This is a genomic window from Pseudomonas sp. (assembly GCF_050739655.1).
In the GTDB taxonomy this organism is placed as follows: Bacteria; Pseudomonadota; Gammaproteobacteria; order Pseudomonadales; family Pseudomonadaceae; genus Aquipseudomonas.
This window is the reverse complement of sequence record NZ_JBOIBY010000275.1, coordinates 1-22,110: the sequence shown is the minus strand read 5'-3', so window position 1 is coordinate 22,110 and position 22,110 is coordinate 1. Positions and strand designations below refer to the sequence as shown.

17 protein-coding genes are annotated in these 22,110 nt (G+C 60.1%); 7 read left to right on the top strand and 10 right to left on the bottom strand.

The genetic code is table 11. From position 1 onward, the window contains the following. Nucleotides 1-225 precede the first annotated feature (225 nt). On the top strand, nucleotides 226-1,389 hold the full coding sequence (gene ercA, locus ACRESJ_RS13765; protein WP_431758380.1) for an alcohol dehydrogenase-like regulatory protein ErcA: 1,164 nt from the start codon (nucleotides 226-228) through the stop codon (nucleotides 1,387-1,389). Beyond that, the gene (locus ACRESJ_RS13760) at nucleotides 1,373-3,106 is read left to right on the top strand and encodes a PAS domain-containing hybrid sensor histidine kinase/response regulator (protein ID WP_431758379.1); all 1,734 of its coding nucleotides are present in this window, start codon (nucleotides 1,373-1,375) and stop codon (nucleotides 3,104-3,106) included. Before ercA ends, ACRESJ_RS13760 begins: the two co-directional genes overlap by 17 nt. Nucleotides 3,107-3,209: 103 nt before the next feature. On the opposite strand, the gene ACRESJ_RS13755 is transcribed toward ACRESJ_RS13760, so the two are convergent. The 7 genes from ACRESJ_RS13755 to ACRESJ_RS13725 form a co-directional block, all read right to left on the bottom strand. Further along, entirely contained in the window at nucleotides 3,210-4,073 is an 864-nt protein-coding gene (locus tag ACRESJ_RS13755) for an aldose 1-epimerase (RefSeq protein WP_431758378.1), read from the bottom strand. Between the two features lie 91 nt (nucleotides 4,074-4,164). Next, nucleotides 4,165-5,445, bottom strand: a complete 1,281-nt coding sequence (locus ACRESJ_RS13750) for a TRAP transporter large permease (RefSeq protein WP_431758377.1) — start codon at nucleotides 5,443-5,445, stop codon at nucleotides 4,165-4,167. Continuing rightward, the gene (locus tag ACRESJ_RS13745; RefSeq protein ID WP_431758376.1) at nucleotides 5,445-5,972 is read right to left on the bottom strand and encodes a TRAP transporter small permease; all 528 of its coding nucleotides are present in this window, start codon (nucleotides 5,970-5,972) and stop codon (nucleotides 5,445-5,447) included. Before ACRESJ_RS13745 ends, ACRESJ_RS13750 begins: the two co-directional genes overlap by 1 nt. Before the next feature lie 79 nt (nucleotides 5,973-6,051). Then, nucleotides 6,052-7,035 (bottom strand): TRAP transporter substrate-binding protein, encoded by a 984-nt coding sequence (locus tag ACRESJ_RS13740; protein WP_431758375.1) that lies wholly within the window; start codon nucleotides 7,033-7,035, stop codon nucleotides 6,052-6,054. A 72-nt stretch (nucleotides 7,036-7,107) separates the two neighbouring features. Continuing rightward, nucleotides 7,108-8,004 (bottom strand): SMP-30/gluconolactonase/LRE family protein, encoded by an 897-nt coding sequence (locus ACRESJ_RS13735; RefSeq protein WP_431758374.1) that lies wholly within the window; start codon nucleotides 8,002-8,004, stop codon nucleotides 7,108-7,110. Between the two features lie 55 nt (nucleotides 8,005-8,059). Beyond that, nucleotides 8,060-8,884, bottom strand: a complete 825-nt coding sequence (locus ACRESJ_RS13730) for an NAD-dependent epimerase/dehydratase family protein (RefSeq protein WP_431758373.1) — start codon at nucleotides 8,882-8,884, stop codon at nucleotides 8,060-8,062. A 499-nt stretch (nucleotides 8,885-9,383) separates the two neighbouring features. Continuing rightward, nucleotides 9,384-10,679 (bottom strand): OprD family porin, encoded by a 1,296-nt coding sequence (locus tag ACRESJ_RS13725; protein WP_431758372.1) that lies wholly within the window; start codon nucleotides 10,677-10,679, stop codon nucleotides 9,384-9,386. Between the two features lie 211 nt (nucleotides 10,680-10,890). Here ACRESJ_RS13725 and ACRESJ_RS13720 point away from each other — a divergent pair, with 211 nt between their 5' ends. Further along, nucleotides 10,891-11,511, top strand: coding sequence for a TetR/AcrR family transcriptional regulator (locus ACRESJ_RS13720; RefSeq protein WP_431758371.1), 621 nt, complete (start codon nucleotides 10,891-10,893; stop codon nucleotides 11,509-11,511). A 122-nt stretch (nucleotides 11,512-11,633) separates the two neighbouring features. On the opposite strand, the gene preA is transcribed toward ACRESJ_RS13720, so the two are convergent. The 3 genes from preA to hydA all read right to left on the bottom strand — a co-directional run bounded on the left by preA (nucleotide 11,634) and on the right by hydA (nucleotide 15,817). Next, a complete protein-coding gene (preA, locus tag ACRESJ_RS13715; RefSeq protein ID WP_431758370.1) occupies nucleotides 11,634-12,908 on the bottom strand; it encodes an NAD-dependent dihydropyrimidine dehydrogenase subunit PreA in 1,275 nt (424 codons plus the stop codon). After that, entirely contained in the window at nucleotides 12,909-14,276 is a 1,368-nt protein-coding gene (locus tag ACRESJ_RS13710; RefSeq protein WP_431758369.1) for an NAD(P)-dependent oxidoreductase, read from the bottom strand. It abuts the gene before it with no gap. Nucleotides 14,277-14,377: 101 nt separating this feature from the next. Next, nucleotides 14,378-15,817, bottom strand: coding sequence for a dihydropyrimidinase (gene hydA, locus ACRESJ_RS13705; protein WP_431758368.1), 1,440 nt, complete (start codon nucleotides 15,815-15,817; stop codon nucleotides 14,378-14,380). A 634-nt stretch (nucleotides 15,818-16,451) separates the two neighbouring features. Between hydA and ACRESJ_RS13700 the strand changes: the two genes are divergently transcribed. The 4 genes from ACRESJ_RS13700 (at nucleotide 16,452) to ACRESJ_RS13685 (ending at nucleotide 21,653) form a co-directional block, all read left to right on the top strand. Next, nucleotides 16,452-17,936 (top strand): NCS1 family nucleobase:cation symporter-1, encoded by a 1,485-nt coding sequence (locus tag ACRESJ_RS13700; RefSeq protein WP_431758367.1) that lies wholly within the window; start codon nucleotides 16,452-16,454, stop codon nucleotides 17,934-17,936. Nucleotides 17,937-18,083: 147 nt separating this feature from the next. Further along, a complete protein-coding gene (locus tag ACRESJ_RS13695) occupies nucleotides 18,084-19,367 on the top strand; it encodes a Zn-dependent hydrolase (RefSeq protein WP_431758366.1) in 1,284 nt (427 codons plus the stop codon). A gap of 347 nt (nucleotides 19,368-19,714) precedes the next feature. After that, nucleotides 19,715-21,205 carry a helix-turn-helix transcriptional regulator gene (locus ACRESJ_RS13690; RefSeq protein ID WP_431758365.1) on the top strand — a complete coding sequence of 497 codons (1,491 nt, stop codon included), beginning with the start codon at nucleotides 19,715-19,717 and terminating at the stop codon, nucleotides 21,203-21,205. A gap of 196 nt (nucleotides 21,206-21,401) precedes the next feature. Further along, nucleotides 21,402-21,653 (top strand): DUF1652 domain-containing protein, encoded by a 252-nt coding sequence (locus tag ACRESJ_RS13685; RefSeq protein ID WP_431758364.1) that lies wholly within the window; start codon nucleotides 21,402-21,404, stop codon nucleotides 21,651-21,653. Nucleotides 21,654-22,110 lie beyond the last annotated feature (457 nt).

Genomic DNA, 22,110 nt, shown 5'->3' with positions numbered 1-22,110 from the left:
CCTACAAATGCCTTAACTGACCGGCATTAGGGCTTGCCCGCGATGAGGCCAGAACATTCAGCATTGATGTCGACTGTCAGGCAGTCATCGCGGGCAAGCCCGCTCCCACAGGGAACAGCAGTGAATTCGCTATCTGTGCATCCCCATCAATTGGTCTGATTGCTTTCAACGCCGGATGCTTTAGTGTGAACATCATCTTCCAAAACAATAAGAACAGGCTGTCCCATGAGCCAGAGTCTCAATCAGCTGCGCAAGTTCGTCTCGCCTGAAATCATCTTCGGTGCCGGCTGTCGGCATAACGTCGGCAACTACGCCAAAACCTTTGGCGCGCGCAGGGTGCTGGTGGTCAGCGATCCGGGAGTGATCGCCGCCGGCTGGGTCGCCGATGTCGAAGCCAGCCTGCAAGCGCTGGGTATCGAATACTGCCTGTACAGCGCCGTCTCGCCCAATCCCCGTGTCGAAGAGGTGATGCTCGGTGCCGAGATGTACCGGGAAAATCACTGCGATGTGATTGTCGCTGTCGGTGGCGGCAGCCCGATGGATTGCGGCAAAGGCATCGGCATTGTCGTCGCCCATGGCCGCAGCATCCTCGAATTCGAAGGGGTGGATACCATCCGCGTGCCCAGCCCGCCGCTGATCCTGATTCCGACCACCGCCGGCACCTCGGCTGACGTCTCGCAGTTCGTGATCATCTCCAACCAGCAGGAGCGCATGAAGTTCTCCATCGTCAGCAAGGCGGTGGTGCCGGATGTGTCGCTGATCGACCCGGAAACCACCCTGAGCATGGACCCGTTCCTGTCCGCCTGTACCGGCATCGACGCCCTGGTGCATGCCATCGAAGCCTTCGTATCCACCGGCCACGGACCGCTGACCGATCCCCATGCGCTGGAGGCGATGCGCCTGATCAATGGCAACCTGGTGCAAATGATCGCCAACCCGACGGACATCGCCCTGCGCGAAAAAATCATGCTCGGCAGCATGCAGGCCGGGCTGGCGTTTTCCAATGCGATCCTAGGCGCGGTGCATGCCATGTCCCACAGTCTTGGCGGTTTTCTCGACCTGCCCCATGGCCTGTGCAACGCGGTGCTGGTGGAGCACGTCGTGGCGTTCAATTACGACTCGTCGCCGGACCGCTTCAAGGTCATCGCCGAGACGTTCGGCATTGACTGCCGAGGCCTCAATCACCGGCAGATCTGCGGGCGCCTGGTCGATCACCTGATCGCCCTTAAGCACGCCATCGGTTTCCACGAAACCCTCGGCTTGCACGGGGTGAAGACCTCCGACATTCCGTTCCTGTCCCAGCATGCCATGGACGATCCGTGCATCCTCACCAACCCGCGTGAGTCCAGCCAGCGTGATGTCGAGGTCGTCTATGGCGAAGCCCTCTGACGAGCAGCAACGGGCCCTGGCCGGGCTACTGGGGCTGGGCAGTCATTCGGCGCGCAAGAGCCATTACCCGGAGCTGGCCGCGCGTCTGGATGAGCTGGAGGCTGAGCGCAACCGCTACAAATGGCTGTTCGAGAACGCGGTCCACGGGATTTTCCAGGCCAGCCTGCAGGACGGCATGCGCGCCGCTAACCCGGCGCTGGCGCGCATGCTGGGTTATCAGGACCCGCAGCAGGTGCTGTTCTCCCTGACTGACCTGGCCAGCAATCTGTTTGTCGACGGCGCCGAGGAGCTGGAGATCATCGGCGAGATCCTCAAGCGCGAACGCAGCCTGCACGGCTACGAGACACGCCTGCGGCGCAAGGACGGCAGCCACCTCGACGTCTTGATGAACCTGTTGCTCAAGCCGGGTCAGGAAGGGCTGGTGGAAGGGTTCGTCGCCGACATCACTGAACGCAAACTCGCCCAGCAACGCCTGCAACAACTCAACGACGAACTGGAGCAGCGCGTCACCGCACGCACCGATGAACTGCTGGAAGCCAACCGCAACCTGCAACAGCAGATCACCCAGCGTAAACAGATTGCCCAGGCCTTGCGCGATGCCCGTGATGCCGCCGAGGCCGCCAATCACAGCAAGGACAAATACCTCGCCGCCGCCAGCCATGACCTGCTGCAACCGCTGAACGCCGCGCGCCTGCTGATCTCTACCTTGCGCGAACGGCATTTGCCGCAGGCCGAACAGGTACTGGTGGAGCGCACTCACCAGGCACTTGAAGGTGCGGAGGACCTGCTCACCGATTTGCTCGACATTTCAAGGCTCGATCAAGCGGCGGTCAAGCCGGACATTGCAGCCTATCGCCTGGACGAATTACTTGGGCCGCTGGTCTCGGAATTCCAGTCCGTCGCCCAGGCAGCGGGCTTGAACCTGCGGGTGCACACGGGCGACTACGGCATCAGCACCGACCTGCGCCTGATGACACGGATCCTGCGCAATTTCCTCAGTAACGCCTGCCGCTACACCGATGAAGGCAGCATCCTGCTGGCGGCCCGACGCCGGGGCCAGATGTTGCACCTGGAGGTCTGGGACACCGGGCGCGGGATTGCCGCGGACCGGCTCGACTCGATCTTCCTGGAGTTCAACCAGCTCGACGTTGGACGTGCCGCCGACCGCAAGGGCGTTGGCTTGGGGCTGGCCATTGTCGAGCGCATCGCCAAGATCCTGGGCTACAGGATCAGTGTGCATTCGTTGCCGGGGCGCGGTTCGAGGTTCAGCATCGAGGTCCCGCTGTGCGAGCAGGTGCCGTTGCCGGTCAGCCAGGTCGTGCCGCAGCCTGGCGCGGGCAACCCGCTACCGGGTCGTCGTTTGCTGGTGTTGGACAACGAGACGAGCATCCTCGACAGCATGGGCGCACTGCTTGGGCAGTGGGGCTGCGACGTGGTGACGGCCACCGATGAAGCCTCGGCTCTGGCGTCACTGGCAGGAAGGGCGCCGGAAGTGATCCTGGCGGACTATCATCTGGACCACGGGGTGGTCGGCTGTGATGTCGTGCGGCATTTGCGCGAGCATTTCCATCAGAGCATTCCCGCGGTGATCATCACCGCCGACCGCACCGATCAGTGTCGGCGCTCATTGCAACGGCTCGACGCGCCGCTGCTGAACAAACCGGTCAAGCCCGGCAAGTTGCGCGCGGTGTTGAGCCAGCTATTGGCCCCTCTGTAGGAGCAGCCGGTCGACGCTCGATTGCTCGCGATGGTCGTCAACGATTACGCGTGCTGCCTGGACGAACGCGTCGTCAGGGCGTTTTTCGCGAGCGAGCTCGCTCCTACAGGGAGCGGTATTGCAGGGTGAATGTCAGCTCTGCTGACTGACCTTGCTCCAGCAATTTCAACCCTGGCCGACCGGGCAAGTGATGCGCGTTGACCGGATGGCTGACCGGTTCGATGCAGAAAAACTCCAGGCCCACCGGACAGTAGAGCAGGTAGTAATCGCTGCCGGTGGCCTGGCATTGCAGTTCATAGCCCAGCTCCGGTTGCTGGATCAGGCAGTGGCCATCCCATTCGCAGAAACCGTTGTCGACCAGCGTTTCGGGCAGCGCCTTGAGTGGCTGGAAATCCCATTCGGCGGGCAGTGCACTGAGGTGGGTCGGCAGTTTCGTCGAATCGCAAAACCACACCTGCCGGGCCGCAGCCTGCAATTGGGTGTGGGCGGTGCGTGGCAAATACGGGTGCAAGCCCAGGCCATGCCAGGCGGCACGTTCGGCCAGATGGGTGACGCGCAGTTCGATGCTCAGCTTGCCCTGATCCAGATGAAGGCGCTGCCGGGCGCGATAGGCGAAGGGGGTGGTGCTATCGAGTTGCAGGACAACTTCGTTGGCGGTTTGGGACACCACTTGCCAGGGCTGCTGCCAGGCGCTGCCGTGAATCGGCAACGGATCGGTGAGGCTGTTGGGCGTCAATGCCAGCCAGCCTTCGGGGCAGTCGAAACCACCTTCGGCGATGCGGTTGGACCAGGGCACCAAAGGAAAGCAGCCGAGTTTGCCGGGCAGGCCGGTGTTAAGGGCGTGTGCGTCGCTGTGGCGCAAAAGGGGGTGGCCGGTGCTGCGAACCGTCCAGTTGACGATGCTGCCGCCGATTTCCGGGGTGAGGGTGAGGTGGGTCAGGTCGTCTTCGAGCTCAAGCAGGGTCATGGTTTTTTTCGTCTTGAGTTGAATGGGAAAAGATCGCAACCTGCGACAACCTCCCTGTAGGAGCTGCCGAAGGCTGCGATCTTTTCAAGGTTTACAACACCAAATGCGGTAACCACAGCGACAGCGCAGGAACGTAGGTCACGAGCATCAGCACCAGGAACAGCACGGCGTAGAACGGCAGCAGGGCCTTCACAGTTGACTCGATACTGACCTTGCCCACGGCCGACCCCACGAAGAGTACCGCACCCACCGGCGGTGTGATCAAACCGATCCCCAGGTTCACCAGCATGATCATGCCGAACTGTACCGGGTCGACGCCAATGCCCAGAATCACTGGCATCAGGATCGGCGTCAGGATCAGGATCAGCGGTGCCATGTCCATCACGGTGCCAAGCAACAGCAGCATGACGTTGATGCACATCAGGATCACGTAACGGTTGTCCGACAGGGTCAGGAACATCGTGGTGATCTTCGCCGGGATCTGCATCAGCGTCATGATGTAGCCAAAGCTGGCGGCGAAGCCGATCAGGATCATCACGATCGAAATCGTGCGCACCGTGCGGTGCATCAGTTTCGGCAGTTCGCTCCACTTGTAGTCGCGGTAGATGAACATGGTGACGAAGAACGACCACAACACGGCAATCGCCGCCGATTCGGTCGCCGTAAAAATCCCCGAAAGAATACCGCCCAGGATGATGACCATGGCCATCAGGCCCCACAGCGCTTCGCCGCAGATCTTCAGCGCCTGGCGCATCGGAATGACTTCACCTTTGGGGTAGTCGCGCTTCTTGGCGAAGATCAGGCACAGCACCATCAGGCACGCGCTCATCAACAGCCCCGGCACCACACCGGCCATGAACAGCGAGGCAATCGACACTGTGCCGCCAGCGGCCAGCGAGTAGAGCACCGAGTTGTGGCTTGGCGGGGTCAGCAGGGCCTGTACCGAACCGCTGACGGTGACCGCCGTGGCGAATTCACGGGGATAGCCACGACGCTCCATTTCCGGAATCAGTACCGAACCGACCGAAGCGGTGTCCGCCACGGAAGAACCGGAGATCGCACCGAAGAACGTCGAGGCCATGATGTTGACCAGCGACAGGCCGCCGCGCACGAAACCCACCAGGACCCCGGCGAACGCCACCAGCCGACGGGACATGCCGCCCTCGGCCATGATCGCGCCCGCCAGCACAAAGAACGGAATCGCCAGCAGGGAGAATTTGTTCACGCCACCGGCCACCTGAATCATCAGGGCCTGGAAGGGGATGTCGATCCACCAGGCGCCGATCAGGGCGGAAAGGCCCAAGGCGTAGGCAACCGGCATGCCGATCAGGATCAAAGCGATAAAACTGCCGAGTAGAATCAGAGCGTCCATTAAGCGGCACCTTCGTTTTCTTCAACGAGGTCGAAACGCACGACCCGACGGTTGCTCTGGTCACCGAGCAAGAGTTTTTCCAGGACAAAGATCAGCGTCAGCACGCCGCCCACCGGAATCGGCATGTAGGTGATGCCTACGCGCAAGGTCGGAAGGGCGCTCATGAACTGGTTCCAGGTCGAGATGCACAGCTTGGTGCCCCAGATGGCCATGAACAGGCAGATGGTTGCCATCAGCAGTTGCGCGACGATGCTCATGGTCTTACGCAGGCTGGGGGCCATGCGGTCGGTGAGCATGGCCACTGCCATGTGCGAGCCGGAACGATAACTGGCGGCGGCGCCAATGAAGGTGAAGACCATCATCAGCAGGATCGCGGTCGGCTCCGGCCAGCTGGAGCCGGTGCCGAGGATGTAACGGGCGAACACGCCCCAGGGGATCATCAGGGAAATGGCCAGGACAGACAGGCCGGCCACCCAGATGCAGGCCATGTAAATCCTGTCGTTGATGCGCAACAGCAGATTCTTCATCGGATTTCACCGTAACCGGGCGCGCACCGACGTATTACAACGTCAGTGGCGCCGGGCCTTTCTTGAGTGCGGGAGAGAGTTACTGAACGGCTTCGATGCGCTTGATCAGGTCGGCATAAGGCGCGCCGTATTTCTCGCGGATCGAGGCGGTTGCCTCATAGAAAGGTTTTTTGTCGACGGTGATGAACTCGACGCCCGCAGCCTTGAGTTTCTCTTCGCTGCTGGCCGATTTCGCATCCCACAGGGTGCGTTCCTGGGCCTGGGCGGCCTTGGCGGCTTTTTTCACCAGGGTTTGCTGATCCGGGGTGAGTTTTTCCCAGGTGATCTTCGACATCACGATCGGCTCAGGCAGGATCAGGTGGCCGGTCAGGCTGTAGAACTTGGCGTTCTGGTAGTGGTTGTGTTCCAGCAGGGTAGGCGGGTTGTTTTCCGCGCCATCGATCACGCCGGTCTGCAAGGCACTGAAGATCTCACCGGTGTCCATGGCGATACCGTTGCCGCCCATGGCGTTGATGGTCTCGATGAACATCGGGTTGCCTTGTACGCGGATCTTCATGCCCTTGAGGTCTTCCAGGCTGCGCACCGGTTTTTTGGTGTAGATGTTGCGCGTGCCGCCGTCCATCCAGGCCAGGGCCACCAGGTTGAATTCCGAGTTGGTGATTTTGTCGAGGATTTCGTCGCCGACTGCACCGTCGATGACCTTACGCATGTGCGCCTGGTCGCGGAATACGAACGGCATGTTGAACACGTTTACGTCCGGTACCACCGGGCCGACGATGCCGAGGCTGACCCGGGCCATCTGGATGGCGCCGACCTGGGCCTGCTCGACCACTTCTTTTTCCGAGCCAAGCACACCGCCGGCAAACATCTTGAAGGTCAGCTTGCCGTCGCTGTCGGCCACCAGGGTCTTGCCCAGCTGTTCTTCAGCCACGACGGTCGGATAACCGGCGGGATGGATGTCGGCGAATTTGATTTCCAGCGCATGGGCGGCGCTGCTGAGGGAGAAGGCGAGGGTTGCAGTGATCGGAAGTGCAGCGGCGAGCAAGGTGCGTTTGAAGTCCATGGGGGTATCTCCAGTTTTGTTATTTTTTTATTCAAGACACAGCGATGCAGCAGAGGGGGTCAGCGTTTTGAATCAGGTGGGCGAATGGTTGAAATGAGGTTCCGGCAAGCCTTTGACGCCGGGGTTGAGGGCGAATACACCACCGGCCAATGACTGTTGGTCATGGTCGTCACCGGGGCGAATAGAGGTCACGAACAGCGTGTCCATCTGGCTGCCGCCGAAGGCACACATGCTGGGTTTCTTCACCGGTACGGGTAACGAGTAATCCAGGCGACCGTCGGGGGTGAAACGGTGCACCAGGCCGGCGTCGTTGCCGCAAATCCAGTAACAGCCATCGGCATCCACTGCGGCGCCATCGGGACGACCGCAAAAGTGGTTCATGTCGACGAACACCCGGCGATTGGACGGCGTGCCGCTGGCGGTGTCGTAATCGAAGGCCCAGATCAGTTGCACGTTGGGGTGCGAGTCCGACAGATACATCGTCTTGCCGTCCGGACTGAAGCCCAGGCCGTTGGGCACGATGAAACCGTCGAGTTGCGCATCGACCACGCCGGACTGCCCGGCGCTATAGCGATAGAGCCGACCCTCGGCGGCATTGGCGCCCATGTTCAGCACCATGCTGCCGGCCCAGAACCGACCCTGTCGATCACAACGACCATCGTTCAGGCGCATGTCCTGACGACTGTGCTCGACCTGGCCAAGCAACTCGCAGGCGAGGCTGCCGTCGTTGTGCGTGTGCAAATGGAAGAAGCCGCTTTCCATGCCGGCCACCCAGCCGCCATGGCTGTGCCGGGCAATGCACGCCAGCATTTCTGGGGCTTTCCAGGCTTGGACAGTACCGCTTTGAACGCTCCAGCGTTGCAGGTTGCCGGCAGGAATATCCACCCAGTACAGGGCGTTTTCTTCAGGCACCCAGACCGGGCATTCACCGACTGCGTTACGGGCATCGACAATCAATTCGGCTTGCATGGCAACTCATTCCCTTGGGTTCTTGTTGTGGGGATCAAGTGTTGAGCGATTGGGTTCAGTCGCCGAACGGGCCGGCTGTGCAGAAGGCGCCGCCCTGGTAGATGCGGGCCGGGTCATCGGCTGCCGGCATCGGCTGGGCTTCGACTTTGGCGCGGAACACTTCGGAGCTGTCCTGCGGGGCATAGTCCAATTTCGAGGCGTAGCGGTTGTCCCACCAGATGTCCTTGTTATCGGACATGCCGTAGACCACGGTGTGGCCGACGCCGGGGGTGTACAGCGCGCGCTCCAGCAGTTGCGTGAGGTCGCCAAAGCTCAACCAGGTGCTCATCATCCGGCGGTTCTGCGGTTCCGGGAACGACGAGCCAATGCGCACGCTGACGGTCTCGATGCCATAGCGATCGAAGTAGAACGTAGCCATGTCTTCGCCGTAGGACTTGGACAAGCCGTAGTAGCTGTCCGGGCGGTGAGGGGAGTGGGCGTCAATCACTTCGTCCTGCTTGTAGAAGCCGATCACGTGGTTGGAGCTGGCGAAGATCACGCGCTTGACGCCGTGTCGACGTGCCGCTTCATAGATGTGGAATACGCCGCAGATGTTGGCGCCGAGGATCGCTTCGAACGAGTGCTCGGTGGACACGCCGCCGAAGTGCAGGATCGCGTCCACGCCTTCCACCAGGTGATGCACGGCTTGTTTGTCGGCGAGGTCGCACAGCACCACTTCTTCGCGGTCATCGATGGCCGGGGCAATGTTGGCGATGTCGGACAGGCGAATGACGTTGGCATAAGGGCGCAGGCTTTCGCGCAGGACCTTGCCCAGGCCACCGGCGGCACCGGTCAGCAGCAGGCGATTGAAGTGAATGCGGGCGGTTGCAGTGGTCGTCATGGGGAATCCTGGACAAACAGTTGTTGTTATTGATTCGTTATAGGTTGTCGTACAACTGTGTCGAAGTATCGTAAGGCTTTCCGGTTCTTGTCAACGCGACTTTGGTGGAAATTGACGGAGGGTCGTTTACTGAAGAACTGAAGCTCACCCCTAACCCTGTGGGAGCTGGCCTGCCAGCGATGGCGGCCTTACATTCACCACCGCTATCGCCAGCAAGCCGGCTCCTACGGATTTGTGTCGTACCCGATTTCACCAAACACCACGAACCTGTGGGGGCTGGCTTGCCAGCGATGGGGGCCTGACAGTCAAAACATGTTCAAGCTGAACCACCGCTATCGCCAGCAAGTCGGCTCCTACGGATTTGTGTCGTACCCGAGTTCACCAAACACCACGAACCTGTGGGAGCTGGCTTGCCAGCGATGGCGGCCTAACAGACAAAACATTTTCAGGCTGATCCACCGCTATCGCGAGCAGGCTCGCTCCCACAGGGGTTGTGTGTTTACAGCAGGCTGATCGGATAACTGATGAAAATGCGGTTTTCATCAAATTCGTTAGTGCTGAAATCCCGGCGAATGGTCGCGTTACGCCATTTGACGTTGAGGTTTTTCAACGCACCGCTCTGCACGGTGTAGGCCAGCTCCGTTTCACGGCCCCATTCCTTGCCGTCGGTGATGGCCCCGGTGTGCACGTTGTCGCCGCTGATGTAGCGGTTCATCAGGGTCAGGCCGGGCACGCCGAGGGCGACGAAGTTGTAGTCGTGGCGAACCTGCCAGGATTTTTCCCTGGCGTTGTCATAGCTGGAGTTGTAACTGTCGTTGGCCAGGGTGCCGCCGCTGGTGCCGTTGACGCGCATCCACTGATTGTCGCCGGTGAGTTTCTGCAGGCCGACATAGAAAGTGTTGCCGCCGTACTTGGCCGAGAGCAGGGCGAACGCGGTTTTGTTGTCGAGATCGCCGGCCAGCGCGCTGCCGTCTTCCTTGCCGATGAAGTAGCCGAGGTTGGCGCCTAGGGTCCAGTCGCCGATGGGCTGGCTGTGGCTCAGGTTGAAGTACTGCTGTTGGTAGATGTCGCTGAGCTCGGCGTACCACACGCCGACCTGGGTGCGCTTCTCGTTGAACGCATATTCGCCGCCGCCGAAGTTGAAACGATCTGAGGTGAACGCCGCTTTGCCGTTCATGAACATGTCTTCCATGCTCGCATCGTTGCGCGGGCTGTTCTGGCGGAACTGGCCGCCGTAGAGCGTCAGGCCGCTGATCTCGGTCGACGTCACCTGGCCGCCACGGAAGGTCTGCGGCAGCGAACGGCCATCGTCGGAGCGCAGGATCGGCAGCACCGGCATCCACTCGCCGACCTTCACTTCGGTTTTCGAAATCTTGCCTTTGAGCGCGACGCCCAGGCGCCCGAAGTTGTCGGCAGGGCGGCCGTCACTGTGGATCGGCAACAGTTGCGTACCGCCGGTGCCTTTGCCGCCGTCGAGCTTCTGCGAGTACATGCCCAGCACATCGACACCGAAGCCGACCGGGCCTTGGGTGAAGCCGGACTTGGCATCGAGAATGAAGTTCTGCGTCCACTCTTCGGCCTTGCCCTGAGCGGCGGCCGGGTTGGTGAAGTTGCGATTGAAGTAGGCGTTGCGCAGGTTCAGCGTGGCTTTGGCGTCATCGGTAAAACCTTCGGCCTGGCTGGCCATTGGCAGGGCGAGGACCAGGCTGGAGCAACCGATCAGGCTCAGCGTATGGCGACGGGCAAAGGTTGGGCGTGGGTTGCGGATGGACGAATTGCGGACGAGCTTACTCACTGTGACGCTCCCTTCATTTTTGTTTTTATTGTTGTCATACGTCGTCGTACAACATTGGCGGCGATTATTTACGGGCCGTTTCACTGTTGTCAATCAGAAGTTATACGATGACTTGCACCGCAAGCCGGGGAGTGAAATGTTTGGTTTGCGCCTGTCGCCGCGAGATAGAGCGGGTGCTAGTCTTGTTTAACGCTGTTGTCAGGGAGCCCTTATGGGCAATCACAAGATCGAGATTCGTCGCAGTAACGTCGAGAAAATTCTGCTGGGGGCCGAGAAGGTCTTCGCCGAAAAAGGCTTCGGCAGTACCGCCATGGCCGACATCGCCGCCGAAGTGCAACTGCCGCGCTCCAACCTGCATTACTACTTCAGCACCAAGACCGAGTTGTACAGCGCCGTGCTGTTCGATCTGCTGGAAGTGTGGAAACAGGACGCGCTGTGCTTCGAGATGTTCGACGACCCGCGCGTGGTGCTCAGCAGCTACATCCGCGCCAAGATGAACCACTCCCGCAGCCGGCCTTACGGTTCAAAAGTCTGGGCCAACGAAATCATCCACGGCGCGCCGACATTGGGCGAGGCATTGGATGCCAGCCTGTACGATTGGGCGAAGATGAAAGAGGCGAAGATTCGCCAGTGGGTGGACGACAAACGCATCCTGCCGGTGGAGCCATCGAGCCTGCTGTACATGATCTGGGCCTCGACCCAGCACTATGCGGACTTCGATCACCAGGTGAATATTCTCAATGATCATCAGCCGTTGACGGACATGCAGTTCGAAAGGGCGATTCAGACGGTGACCAGCGTGATTTTGCGGGGGATCGGGTTGGAGCCTTGAGATTTGTGGTGACTGTGCGGGCCTCTTCGCTGGCAAGCCAGCTCCCACAGGTTTTGTGAACATCCAAGATCCCTGTGGGAGCTGGCTTGCCAGCGATGGCGTCAGTTCAGACGATGCTGTCCTCAAGGACTGACATGGTAGGGATTCCTCGGATCATGATTCCAATCCAGAAACGGTTTCCCGCTGTCCACGGGCACCATCTCGATGCAGTCCTGCACCGGGCAGGTGATCTGGCACAGATTGCAACCCACGCACTCCTCATCGATCACTTCATAGCTGTGCGTACCATCGGCTTTGGTCAGGCTGGCCACCGCCTGGTGTGACGTATCCTCGCAAGCAATGTGGCAGCGACCACAACCGATGCACGCCTGCTGGTCGATTTTCGCGACCACCTGATAGTTGATGTCCAGGTACTTCCAGTCCGTGGTATTGGCCACGGCGCGTCCGGAAAACTCGGCGATGCTGGCGTAGCCCTGACTGTCCATCCAGCGCGACAAGCCGTCCTTCATCTCCTCGACAATCCGGAACCCGTGCAACATCGCCGCCGTGCACACCTGCACCGAACCGCAGCCCAGCGCGATGAATTCCGCGGCATCACGCCAGTTACCGATGCCGCCAATGCCGCTGATGGGCAGGCCGCGAGTCTGTGGGTCGCGGGCGATCTCGGCGACCATGTTCAAGGCAATCGGCTTGACCGCCGAGCCGCAATATCCACCGTGGGTGCTTTGGCTGCCAACGATTGGATTGGCGACCATGCGTTCCAGGTTGACGCTGGTGATCGAGTTGATTGTGTTGATCAACGACACCGCATCCGCGCCGCCACGGTGCGCCGCCCGGGCAGCGACGCGGATGTCGGTGATGTTGGGTGTGAGTTTGACAATCACCGGCAGCGAGCAATAAGTCTTGCACCAGCGAGTGACCTGCTCGACGTACTCCGGAACCTGTCCGACCGCCGCGCCCATGCCGCGTTCCGGCATGCCGTGAGGGCAACCGAAGTTCAACTCGATACCGTCGGCGCCCGTGGCTTCCACCAGCGGCAGGATGTTTTTCCACGACTCCTCGACGCACGGCACCATCAGCGAAACGATCAGTGCGCGGTCCGGCCAATCCTTTTTCACCTGGGTGATTTCCCGCAGATTGATCTCCAGTGAGCGGTCGGTAATCAGTTCGATGTTGTTGAAACCCAGGACCTCCCGGTTAGCCCCGAAGTGCGCGGAATAGCGTGACGAAACGTTCACCGCAGCCGGGTCTTCACCCAGGGTTTTCCAGACCACGCCACCCCAGCCCGCCTCGTAGGCGCGGACCACGTTGTACGCCTTGTCGGTCGGCGGTGCGGACGCCAGCCAGAATGGATTGGGGGATTTGATGCCAGCGAAAACAATCGACAGATCGGCCATTTACGCAGCCTCCACGTTGAGCATCAGTTGAGAGTGGATGGCCTCGGCGGCCCGTTTGCCATGCTGCACCGCTTGCACGGTCAGGTCCTGATCGAGGCTGGTGCAGTCACCGCCGGCATACACGCCGGGGATGCTGGTACGCAGTTGATCGTCCACTTCGATGCGCTCGCCTTGACGCTTGAGTTCACGGGCCAGCGGGTCGGCGAGGGCGCTACTGTCGAAGGCCTGGCCGATGGCTTTGAAGATCGCGTCGGCGGCCAGTTCGAAGGTTTCACCGGTGGTTTGCAGGCGACCTTCGACCAGATGCGTGCGGGCAAAGCGCATGCCCCGCACGCGGCCGTTGTCATCGAGCAGCACTTCCTCCGGTTGAGCCCAGGTCAACAGGCGTACCTGGTTCGCTTTGGCGATGTCCTGTTCGTGGTGGGTGGCGCCCATGTCCTCCACACCTCGGCGGTACACCAGATTGACGTCGCGAGCACCAAGGCGAGCCATTTGCACGGCCATGTCGATCGCGGTATTGCCCGCGCCGAGGACGATGCAGTGGTCGGCCAGCGGCAGCTGCGTCAGGTCATCGGCCTGGCGCAATTCGCGGATGTAATCGGTGGCGGCCAGCAGTCCGGGCGCGTCTTCGTGGGCCAGGCCCAATTGCTTGCTCGCTGCAAGGCCAAGACCGAGGAACACCGCGTCGAACTGTTGATGCAATTCGCTGAGGGTCAGGTTCTCCCCGAGCTTTTGTCCGTGACGGATTTCGATGCCGCCAATGTCCAGCAGGAAGTCGAGTTCCTTTTGCGCGTAATCGTCCACCAGTTTGTACTTGGCGATCCCGTATTCGTTGAGGCCGCCAGCCTTTTCCCGTGCTTCGAAAATCACCACGTCATGCCCGTGCATGGCACTGCGATGGGCGCAGGAAAGCCCTGCGGGACCGGCGCCAACCACGGCGATGCGCTTGCCGGTGGCGGCGGCACGGGAGAAGGGGTGCTCGCTGAAGTGCGCGTTGTCCACGGCGTAGCGCTGCAACAGCCCGATCATCACCGGCGCGCACTCGTGGGCGTTGTTACGCACGCAGGCTTGCTGGCAGAGGATTTCCGTCGGGCAGACCCGGGCGCAACTGCCACCGAGGATGTTGGCCGAGAGGATTTTCTGCGCCGCGCCCTGCACGTTGTCCTGATGGATGTTGCGGATGAACGAGGGAATATCGATCTCGCTCGGGCAGGCATTCACGCAGGGTGCGTCGTAGCAATACAGACAGCGCGAGGCTTCCAGGTGGGCCTGGCGCTCATTGAGCGGCGGCGCCAGATCGGTGAAATGGCCGGCGAGGGCGGCTGCATCCTCGTAAGGATGCGGGAGGTGGGTCAGGGTCTTGATCACGGTTTTTAGCCTCACGGTGATGGAGGTGCTGCCTCTGATGGGCTGATCGTTCCCACGCTCTGCGTGGGAACGATCTTCAATACTCCGGGTTTCAGCGGTGCTCAGCGTTTCACAGCCCTAGGCTGATTCAACTCAGCCCGCTTGTTCAGCAAATCAAACACCGCCGGATAAGCCGGCCGTTCGATATACCGCCCCGCACCACGCTCGGCGCGCAGATCGCCATCGGCCCAGACCACCCGGCCCTGACTGATGGTGTGGCTGGGTACGCCTCGCACGGTCTTGCCTTCGAAGATGTTGAAGTCGACTTGCTGGTGATGGGTCTTGGCCGAGATTGTGCGCGTGCCTTGGGGGTCCCAGAGCACCAGGTCGGCATCGGCGCCGACACGGATTGCACCTTTGCGCGGGTAGAGGTTGAAGATCTTCGCGGTGTTGGTGGACGTCAGCGCAACGAAGTGCTGCATCGACAGGCGCCCGGTGTTCACCCCTTCATCCCAAAGCACGGCCATGCGGTCTTCGATGCCGGCGGTGCCATTGGGGATCTTGCTGAAATCGTCCTTGCCGGCCGCTTTCTGTTCGGCGCAGAAACAGCAGTGGTCGGTGGCGGTGGTGTGTAGATTGCCGGCTTGCAGGCCATGCCAGAGTGCTTGTTGATGGCCGACAGGGCGGAACGGCGGGCTCATCACGTAGCCGGCAGCTGTTTGCCAGTCCGGGTGCTGGTAGACGCTGTCATCCAGCAGCAGATGCCCGGCCAACACTTCGCCATACACCGGTTGGCCCTTGGCGCGGGCATAGGTGATTTCATCGAGGGCTTCCTTGGTGGAGACATGCACCAGGTAAAGCGGCGTGCCCAGGGTTTCGGCAATGCGGATGGCCCGGCTCGCGGCTTCACCTTCAACCTGGGATGGGCGTGACAGCGGATGCGCTTCCGGCCCGGTCATGCCCTGGGCCATTAGTTTGCGTTGCAGGTGATACACCAGTTCGCCGTTTTCAGCGTGAACGGTGGGCACCGCACCCAATTCCAGACAACGCTCGAAGCTCGCCACCAGCGTGTCATCGGCCGCCATGATGGCGTTTTTGTAGGCCATGAAATGTTTGAAGCTGTTGACCCCGTGATGGATCACCAGCTCGGCCATCTCCTCGCGGACCTGCTCGCTCCACCAAGTGATCGCCACATGAAAGCCGTAGTCGGAGGCCGACTTCTCGGCCCAGCCGCGCCATTGGTGAAAAGCTTCCATCAAGGACTGCTGTGGGTTGGGAATCACGAAGTCGATGATCGAGGTAGTGCCACCGGCCAATCCCGCCGCTGTGCCGCTGTAGAAATCTTCGCTGGCCACGGTGCCCATGAAGGGCAGTTGCATATGCGTGTGCGGGTCGATGCCGCCGGGCATCAGGTACTGGCCGCTGCCGTCGAGGATTTGTGCATCTGCAGGAACATCGAGGTTTTCACCGATGGCCTTGATTACGCCGTCTGCGCAATACACATCGGCACGATAACTTTCATCATGGGTAATAACGGTAGCGCCACGGATCAACAGAGACATTCCGAGTTCCTCGCAGGCAATGACCGGCTGATACCGGTTCTAGATGTTTTATATGAAGCGAGCACGGACAGGGTGATTCCTGTCAGTGCTGTCAGGATTAAACGCTAGCTGCAGTTCATCGAATCAGCAAGAATATTTTTTATAAGCTTATATCTGTTTTAACGTATTGATTAATAACGATAAAAATTAAGAATCACCAAAATGGTGAGGCGCCTCACCATTTTGACGCACTTGACAGGATCGAAATATGGTCAAGATTTCTTATGTGAAATCAGCTGTTTGAGTTGGGTCCATGGTCGTCTATGGTTGATGCGCGACTTTGAAAAAAAAGATAAACGCACCAGTTTGAGTCCTGTCTGTTCGGACAACTTGCGTGGCATTCGGCCTGAGTGGCATCGCAAGTCCCCGTGGACTTTTCAGGTGAATAAATAAAACTGATAAACATCAGTTGCTTATAAAGTTGTAATGGCACTGCCCGATGCGTAAGCGCGGCACCCGGCACGTTTATTGATGCCGCCGCTGACACCTTGGCCGGTCCATGAAAGTTGTCAGTTCCTCCGGCCATCGTCCGGCTCGCGCAGATTGGCGCCAGCCCCTGATGAGCAACAATAATCAAAAGAACAGTGGAGCGGCCATGCAACAGATCAGATCGCAAGTGACCGAGCGCGACGGCTTGTTCGAGCTCGAAGCCGGCAGCGATGTCCTCGACAGTCCCCATTATAACCACGACATCGCACCCACCAAGGTGCATGAACGAACCTGGAACAAATGGCACATCACCGCATTGTGGGTCGGCATGGCGATTTGCGTGCCGACCTATACCCTCGGTGGCGTGCTGACGGCGTATTTCGGCCTGAGTGTCGGCGAGGCGCTGCTGGCGATTCTGCTGGCCAACATCATTGTGCTGATCCCGCTGACGCTCAACGCGTTCGCCGGCACCAAATACGGGATTCCGTTTCCGGTGCTGTTGCGCTCGTCCTTCGGCGTCCTCGGTTCCAATGTCCCGTGCTTGATCCGCGCGCTGGTGGCTTGTGGCTGGTTCGGCATCCAGACGATGTTCGGTGGCCTGGCGATTCATCTGTTTCTGGGCTCGGTGTTCGAGGGCTGGAAATCCCTGGGCGGCACCGGCGAAGTGATCGGTTTCATGGTGTTCTGGGCGCTGAACTTGTGGGTGGTGATTCGCGGCGCCGAGTCGATCAAATGGCTGGAGACCCTGTCCGCGCCGCTGTTGGTGCTGGTGGGCGCAGGGCTGCTGGTTTGGGCCATGCCGAACGTGTCGATGACCGAGTTGATGGCGATTCCGGCCAAGCGTCCCGAAGGCGCTGGTGTGGCCAGTTACTTCGCCGCCGGGCTGACCGCGATGGTGGGTTTCTGGGCCACGCTGTCACTGAACATTCCGGACTTCAGTCGCTACGCCAAAAGCCAGAAGGACCAGATCGTCGGGCAGATCATCGGCCTGCCGCTGACCATGTTCCTGTTTGCCTCCCTCGGTGTGGTGATGACCGCTGCTTCGGTGAAGCTGGTGGGCGTGACGGTTTCCGATCCAGTGACCTTGATCGGCCATATCCAGAGCCCGATGTGGGTCGCATTGGCCATGGCGTTGATCATCATCGCCACGCTGTCGACCAACACCGCGGCCAACATCGTTTCACCGACCAATGACTTCCAGAACATCGCGCCCAAGGTGATCAACCGCACCAATGCCGTGCTGCTCACCGGGCTTGTCGGGTTGGCGTTGATGGGCCATGAGCTGCTGAAAAAACTGGGTTTGATCGTCTCCGATCTGAGTCTGGAGACCGTCTATTCCAACTGGTTGCTTGGCTATTCCAGCCTGCTGGGGCCGATTGCCGGGATCATGGTGGTGGATTATTTCCTGATCAAGAAACAGCAACTGGACCTGGCCGGGCTCTATCGCGATGACGTGTACCCGGCATGGAACTGGAACGGGTTTCTTGCGTTCGGTGTGCCGGTGGCGCTGACCTTGTTGTCCCTGGGCAGCGACGCCTTCAACTGGTTCTACAGCTATGGCTGGTTCACGGGGTCGGCGCTGGGCGGGGTGATTTATTACGGGTTGTGCGCGATGCGACCTAGTCCGTCTGTGGCGAAATCTGCGGTGTAATCACTGGCCTCATCGCTGGCAAGCCAGCTCCCACAGGTTTTGTGAACACCCGAGAACCCTGTGGGAGCCGGCTTGCCGGCGATGGCGGCATCACAAACACCGAACAGACATCTGAAAAAATCATAAGAACAGCCTGAGGAGATCAACATGAACGCGGCCGTAGACGTTCTGCAGTCCACCCATCAGCACATCAATCGCGACCGCTTGTGGCAGTCGCTCATGGAGCTGGCCCAGCTCGGCGCCACGGTCAAGGGTGGCGTCTGTCGCCTGGCCCTGACTGATCTCGATCGCCAGGCCCGGGACACTTTCGTCAAATGGTGTGAGGAGGCGGGCTGCAGCGTCAGCATCGACGCCGTCGGCAACATCTTCGCCCGTCGTCCCGGGCGCAACCCGGACCTGCCACCCGTCATGACCGGCAGCCACATCGACACCCAGCCCACAGGCGGCAAGTTCGATGGCTGTTTCGGCGTGCTGGCGGGCGTTGAAGTGCTGCGCACCCTCAATGACCTGGGCATCGAAACCGAAGCGCCGCTGGAAGTGGTGGTGTGGACCAACGAAGAGGGCTCGCGTTTCGCGCCGTGCATGATGGGTTCCGGGGTGTTCGCGGAAAAATTCACCCTTGAGGAAACCCTGGCCAAGGTCGACGCCGAGGGCGTGACCGTCGGCCAGGCACTCAACGCGATTGGCTATGCCGGTCCGCGTGCGGTCAGCGGTCACGCGGTGGGTGCGTATTTCGAAGCGCACATCGAACAAGGCCCGATCCTGGAAGACGAACGCAAAACCATCGGCGTCGTCATGGGCGCTCTCGGGCAAAAATGGTTTGATTTGAAACTGCGTGGCGTCGAAGCCCACGCGGGGCCGACGCCGATGCACCTGCGCAAGGACGCGTTGGTTGGCGCCTCGGTGATCGTAGGTGCGGTCAACCGCGCAGCCCTCGGCCATCAACCTCACGCCTGCGGCACCGTCGGCTGCCTGCAAGCCTATCCGGGCTCGCGCAATGTCATCCCCGGCGAAGTGCGCATGACCCTGGACTTCCGTCATCTGGAACCGGCACGGCTGGATTCGATGATCGCCGAAGTCCGCGAAGTCATCGAAACCACCTGCCAGGAGCACGGGCTGACTTATGAGCTGACGCCCACCGCCGACTTCCCGCCGCTGTACTTCAACAAAGACTGTGTCGAAGCGGTGCGCAATGCAGCGCAAGGCTTGGGCTTATCGAACATGGACATCGTCAGCGGCGCCGGGCACGACGCAATCTTCCTTGCCGAACTTGGCCCGGCCGGCATGATTTTCGTACCCTGCGAAGGCGGCATCAGTCACAACGAAATCGAAAACGCCGCACCGGACGATCTGGCCGCCGGGTGCGCGGTGCTGTTGCGGGCGATGCTGGCGGCTTCCGAGACCGTGGCGAAAGGGGCGCTGGCTGCCTGAAAAATAAGTTCGTCCGAACGCAGCCCGAGCCATCGTCAAACACCGCGAACCTGTAGGAGCGAGCAGTGCGACGATTCGACTTGTCCGCGAAAGGTTGGGTCAGACACATTGATGCTGGATGTGCGGACGTCTTCGCGGGCAAGCCACGCTCCCACAGGTGGTTATGCCGTTCACAAATAATGTGGCTGGCACAAAATAGGAGCTGGCTTGCCGGCGATGGCGTCCTCGCTTCACCACAGCCATTGCAAGAAAGCCTCGCTCCCACAGGTTCTCTGCACTATCGAAAACCGTGGCGGTCGTACTCTTCACAGGGGGCATGACAACCTCGTCGTACTTGGGGAGCCGCAATGAGCCAGGACGTACTGATCAGCGACACCAATCGCCGCCAATTGCAGCAGATCATCGCGGGCCTGTCCGATGGTGTGATTCTGCTGGATCCCGACCGGACCATCCTCTGGGCCAATGAGGCTGCCCTGGCGATGCACGGTGCTGAGCAAGTCAGTGACCTGGGCATCAACGCCGAGGCCTACACCCAGCGCTTCGCATTGCGCTATCGCAATAACCATGTGGTGCCTGCCGACAGCTATCCCATCATCCGTGTCGGCAAGGGCGAGTCCTTCAGCGACGTCCTGGTGGAGGTGACCAGCACGGTAGATGATCAACGCTCCTGGTTTCATCGTGTCCGCAGCCTGGTGTTGGCCGATAACCATGGATCGCCAGAGTCCCTGGTGCTGATCATCAACGACGTCACCGACTGGGCCGGTGCCGAGCAGCGGTTCGAGAAGACCTTCGCCGCCAACCCGGCGCCGGCGGTGATTTGTCGTCTCAGTGATCTGCGTTACATCAAGGTCAATCCCGGCTTCCTGGAAATGACCGGGTTTGCCCGCGATCAGGTGATCGGTGCTTCGGCCTATGAACTGGATGTGCTCGATCAGGCGGAAAAAAAAGATCTGGCCAAGCAGCGTTTGCGCGAAGGCGCGACCATCCCGCAAATGCAGGCCGCGTTGCAATTGGCCGATGGCAGCAGCAAACAGGTGATCGTCGCCGGTCAGCCCCTTGAGCTCAATGACGAAGCCTGCATGTTGTTTTCTTTCGTCGACATCGAGCCGCGACACAAGGCCGAAATCGCCTTGCGCCAGAGTGAAGAGCGCTTTGCCAAGGCGTTTCGCCTGTCACCGGTGCCGATCCTGCTGTGCGGCGCGGCTGATCAGATTGTGCTGGATGTCAACGAAGCGTTCCTGGCTACCCTCGGTTATGCCAGTGAAGAGGTCCTTGGTGAGAGCGTCGCGCAGATTGATTTCATCGCTGACAAAAGTGCACGGTCGCGGCTGTTTGCAGCACTGGAGAAAACCGCCAGCCTGGACCGAATCGACGTTCGCTTGCGCCGCAAAGATAACGAGCTGATTGATTGCGCGGTGTCGGCGGACACCGTGAACATTCAGGACAACCCGTGCTACCTGCTGGTGTTGATGGACATCACCGAACGCAAGCGCACGGAGCTGGAACTGGTGTCGGCCATTGAGGAGGTGATGAAAGATGCCTCATGGTTCAGCCGCACGCTCATCGAAAAACTGGCCAACGTGAAGAACGTCAATTCACCACGCCTGCCCAGTGTCTCCTTCACCGACCTGACTGCCCGTGAGCGCGATGTGCTGGGCCTGATTTGCGAAGGCCTGGCCGACAAGGAAATCGCCGCGCGCCTGAAGCTCGCGCCCAATACCATTCGCAACCACGTGGCGACGGTGTATTCCAAACTCGACGTGCACAGCCGCAGCGAAGCGATTGTGTGGGCGCGCGAGCGCGGTCTGTTTTCCGGCGCAGGGCGATCCAGGGGGTGACTTTAAACGGCAGTGGTAAGGTGCAAATGCACTAAGCCAACAGGTGCAATTTCATGTGTTGACCCTGTAGAGCGGCTTTTAGGCTGGAAGAGTGCGACAGGTGCCTTTGGATGACCTGCGCGCCCCTTCGAAACCGCTTAAGGAACAGCCTGATGAACCTGCAACACGATGGATTTGGTCGCCGGAGCCAAGCGTTATGATGTCTCTGGCGCAACTGCGCGCGCTGATCGAGCACAGTTTTTCACCCCTGGCCTGTGCGTGCGATATCACCGGCGATCACTCGTTGACGGTCAAGCTCTACCATCCCGTGTCGGGTCAGGTGGACTTGGTGGTCAGTGGCCTGAACATGGCCACCTTACATACAGCCGAAGCGGCGGCGGCACTGATTGAAGAACTGCGATACGAACTACAAAGCAATTCCCTGCATCGCCCCGATCCTGTGATGTAAGAACTGCCAGGCTTTCATGGTATTGGCCACTGTTTTGGCCGTAAGCGATGCGTAATTACTTTTTTTGTGACAGGCCCGTGAACTTTGCGCCCAGGTTTTGTTGTCACAAAAAGGTGTCGATCATTTATCGCGGGTCAACCTATGAAAACTCTTGGGAAACGCGTCTTTGCTCCGCTCGCATTCTGCGTAGCGATCCTCGGTGGTTGTTCCAGTCCGCCGCCACCACCACCGGCCGCACCGCCGCCTCCGCCCGTACGCACCTGTCAGGAACCCATGGATAAAACCGATGTGATGGGCGATGTGCGTGGCGAAAACGGCGAGGTGACCCGGGTTACTACCACTACGCGCTGTGTTACTCAGTGAGCCGAAAACACAAAACCTGTGGGAGCGAGCCTGCTCGCGATGACGGCGTTACATTCAACATGGAAGTTGACTGATACACCGCTATCGCGAGCAG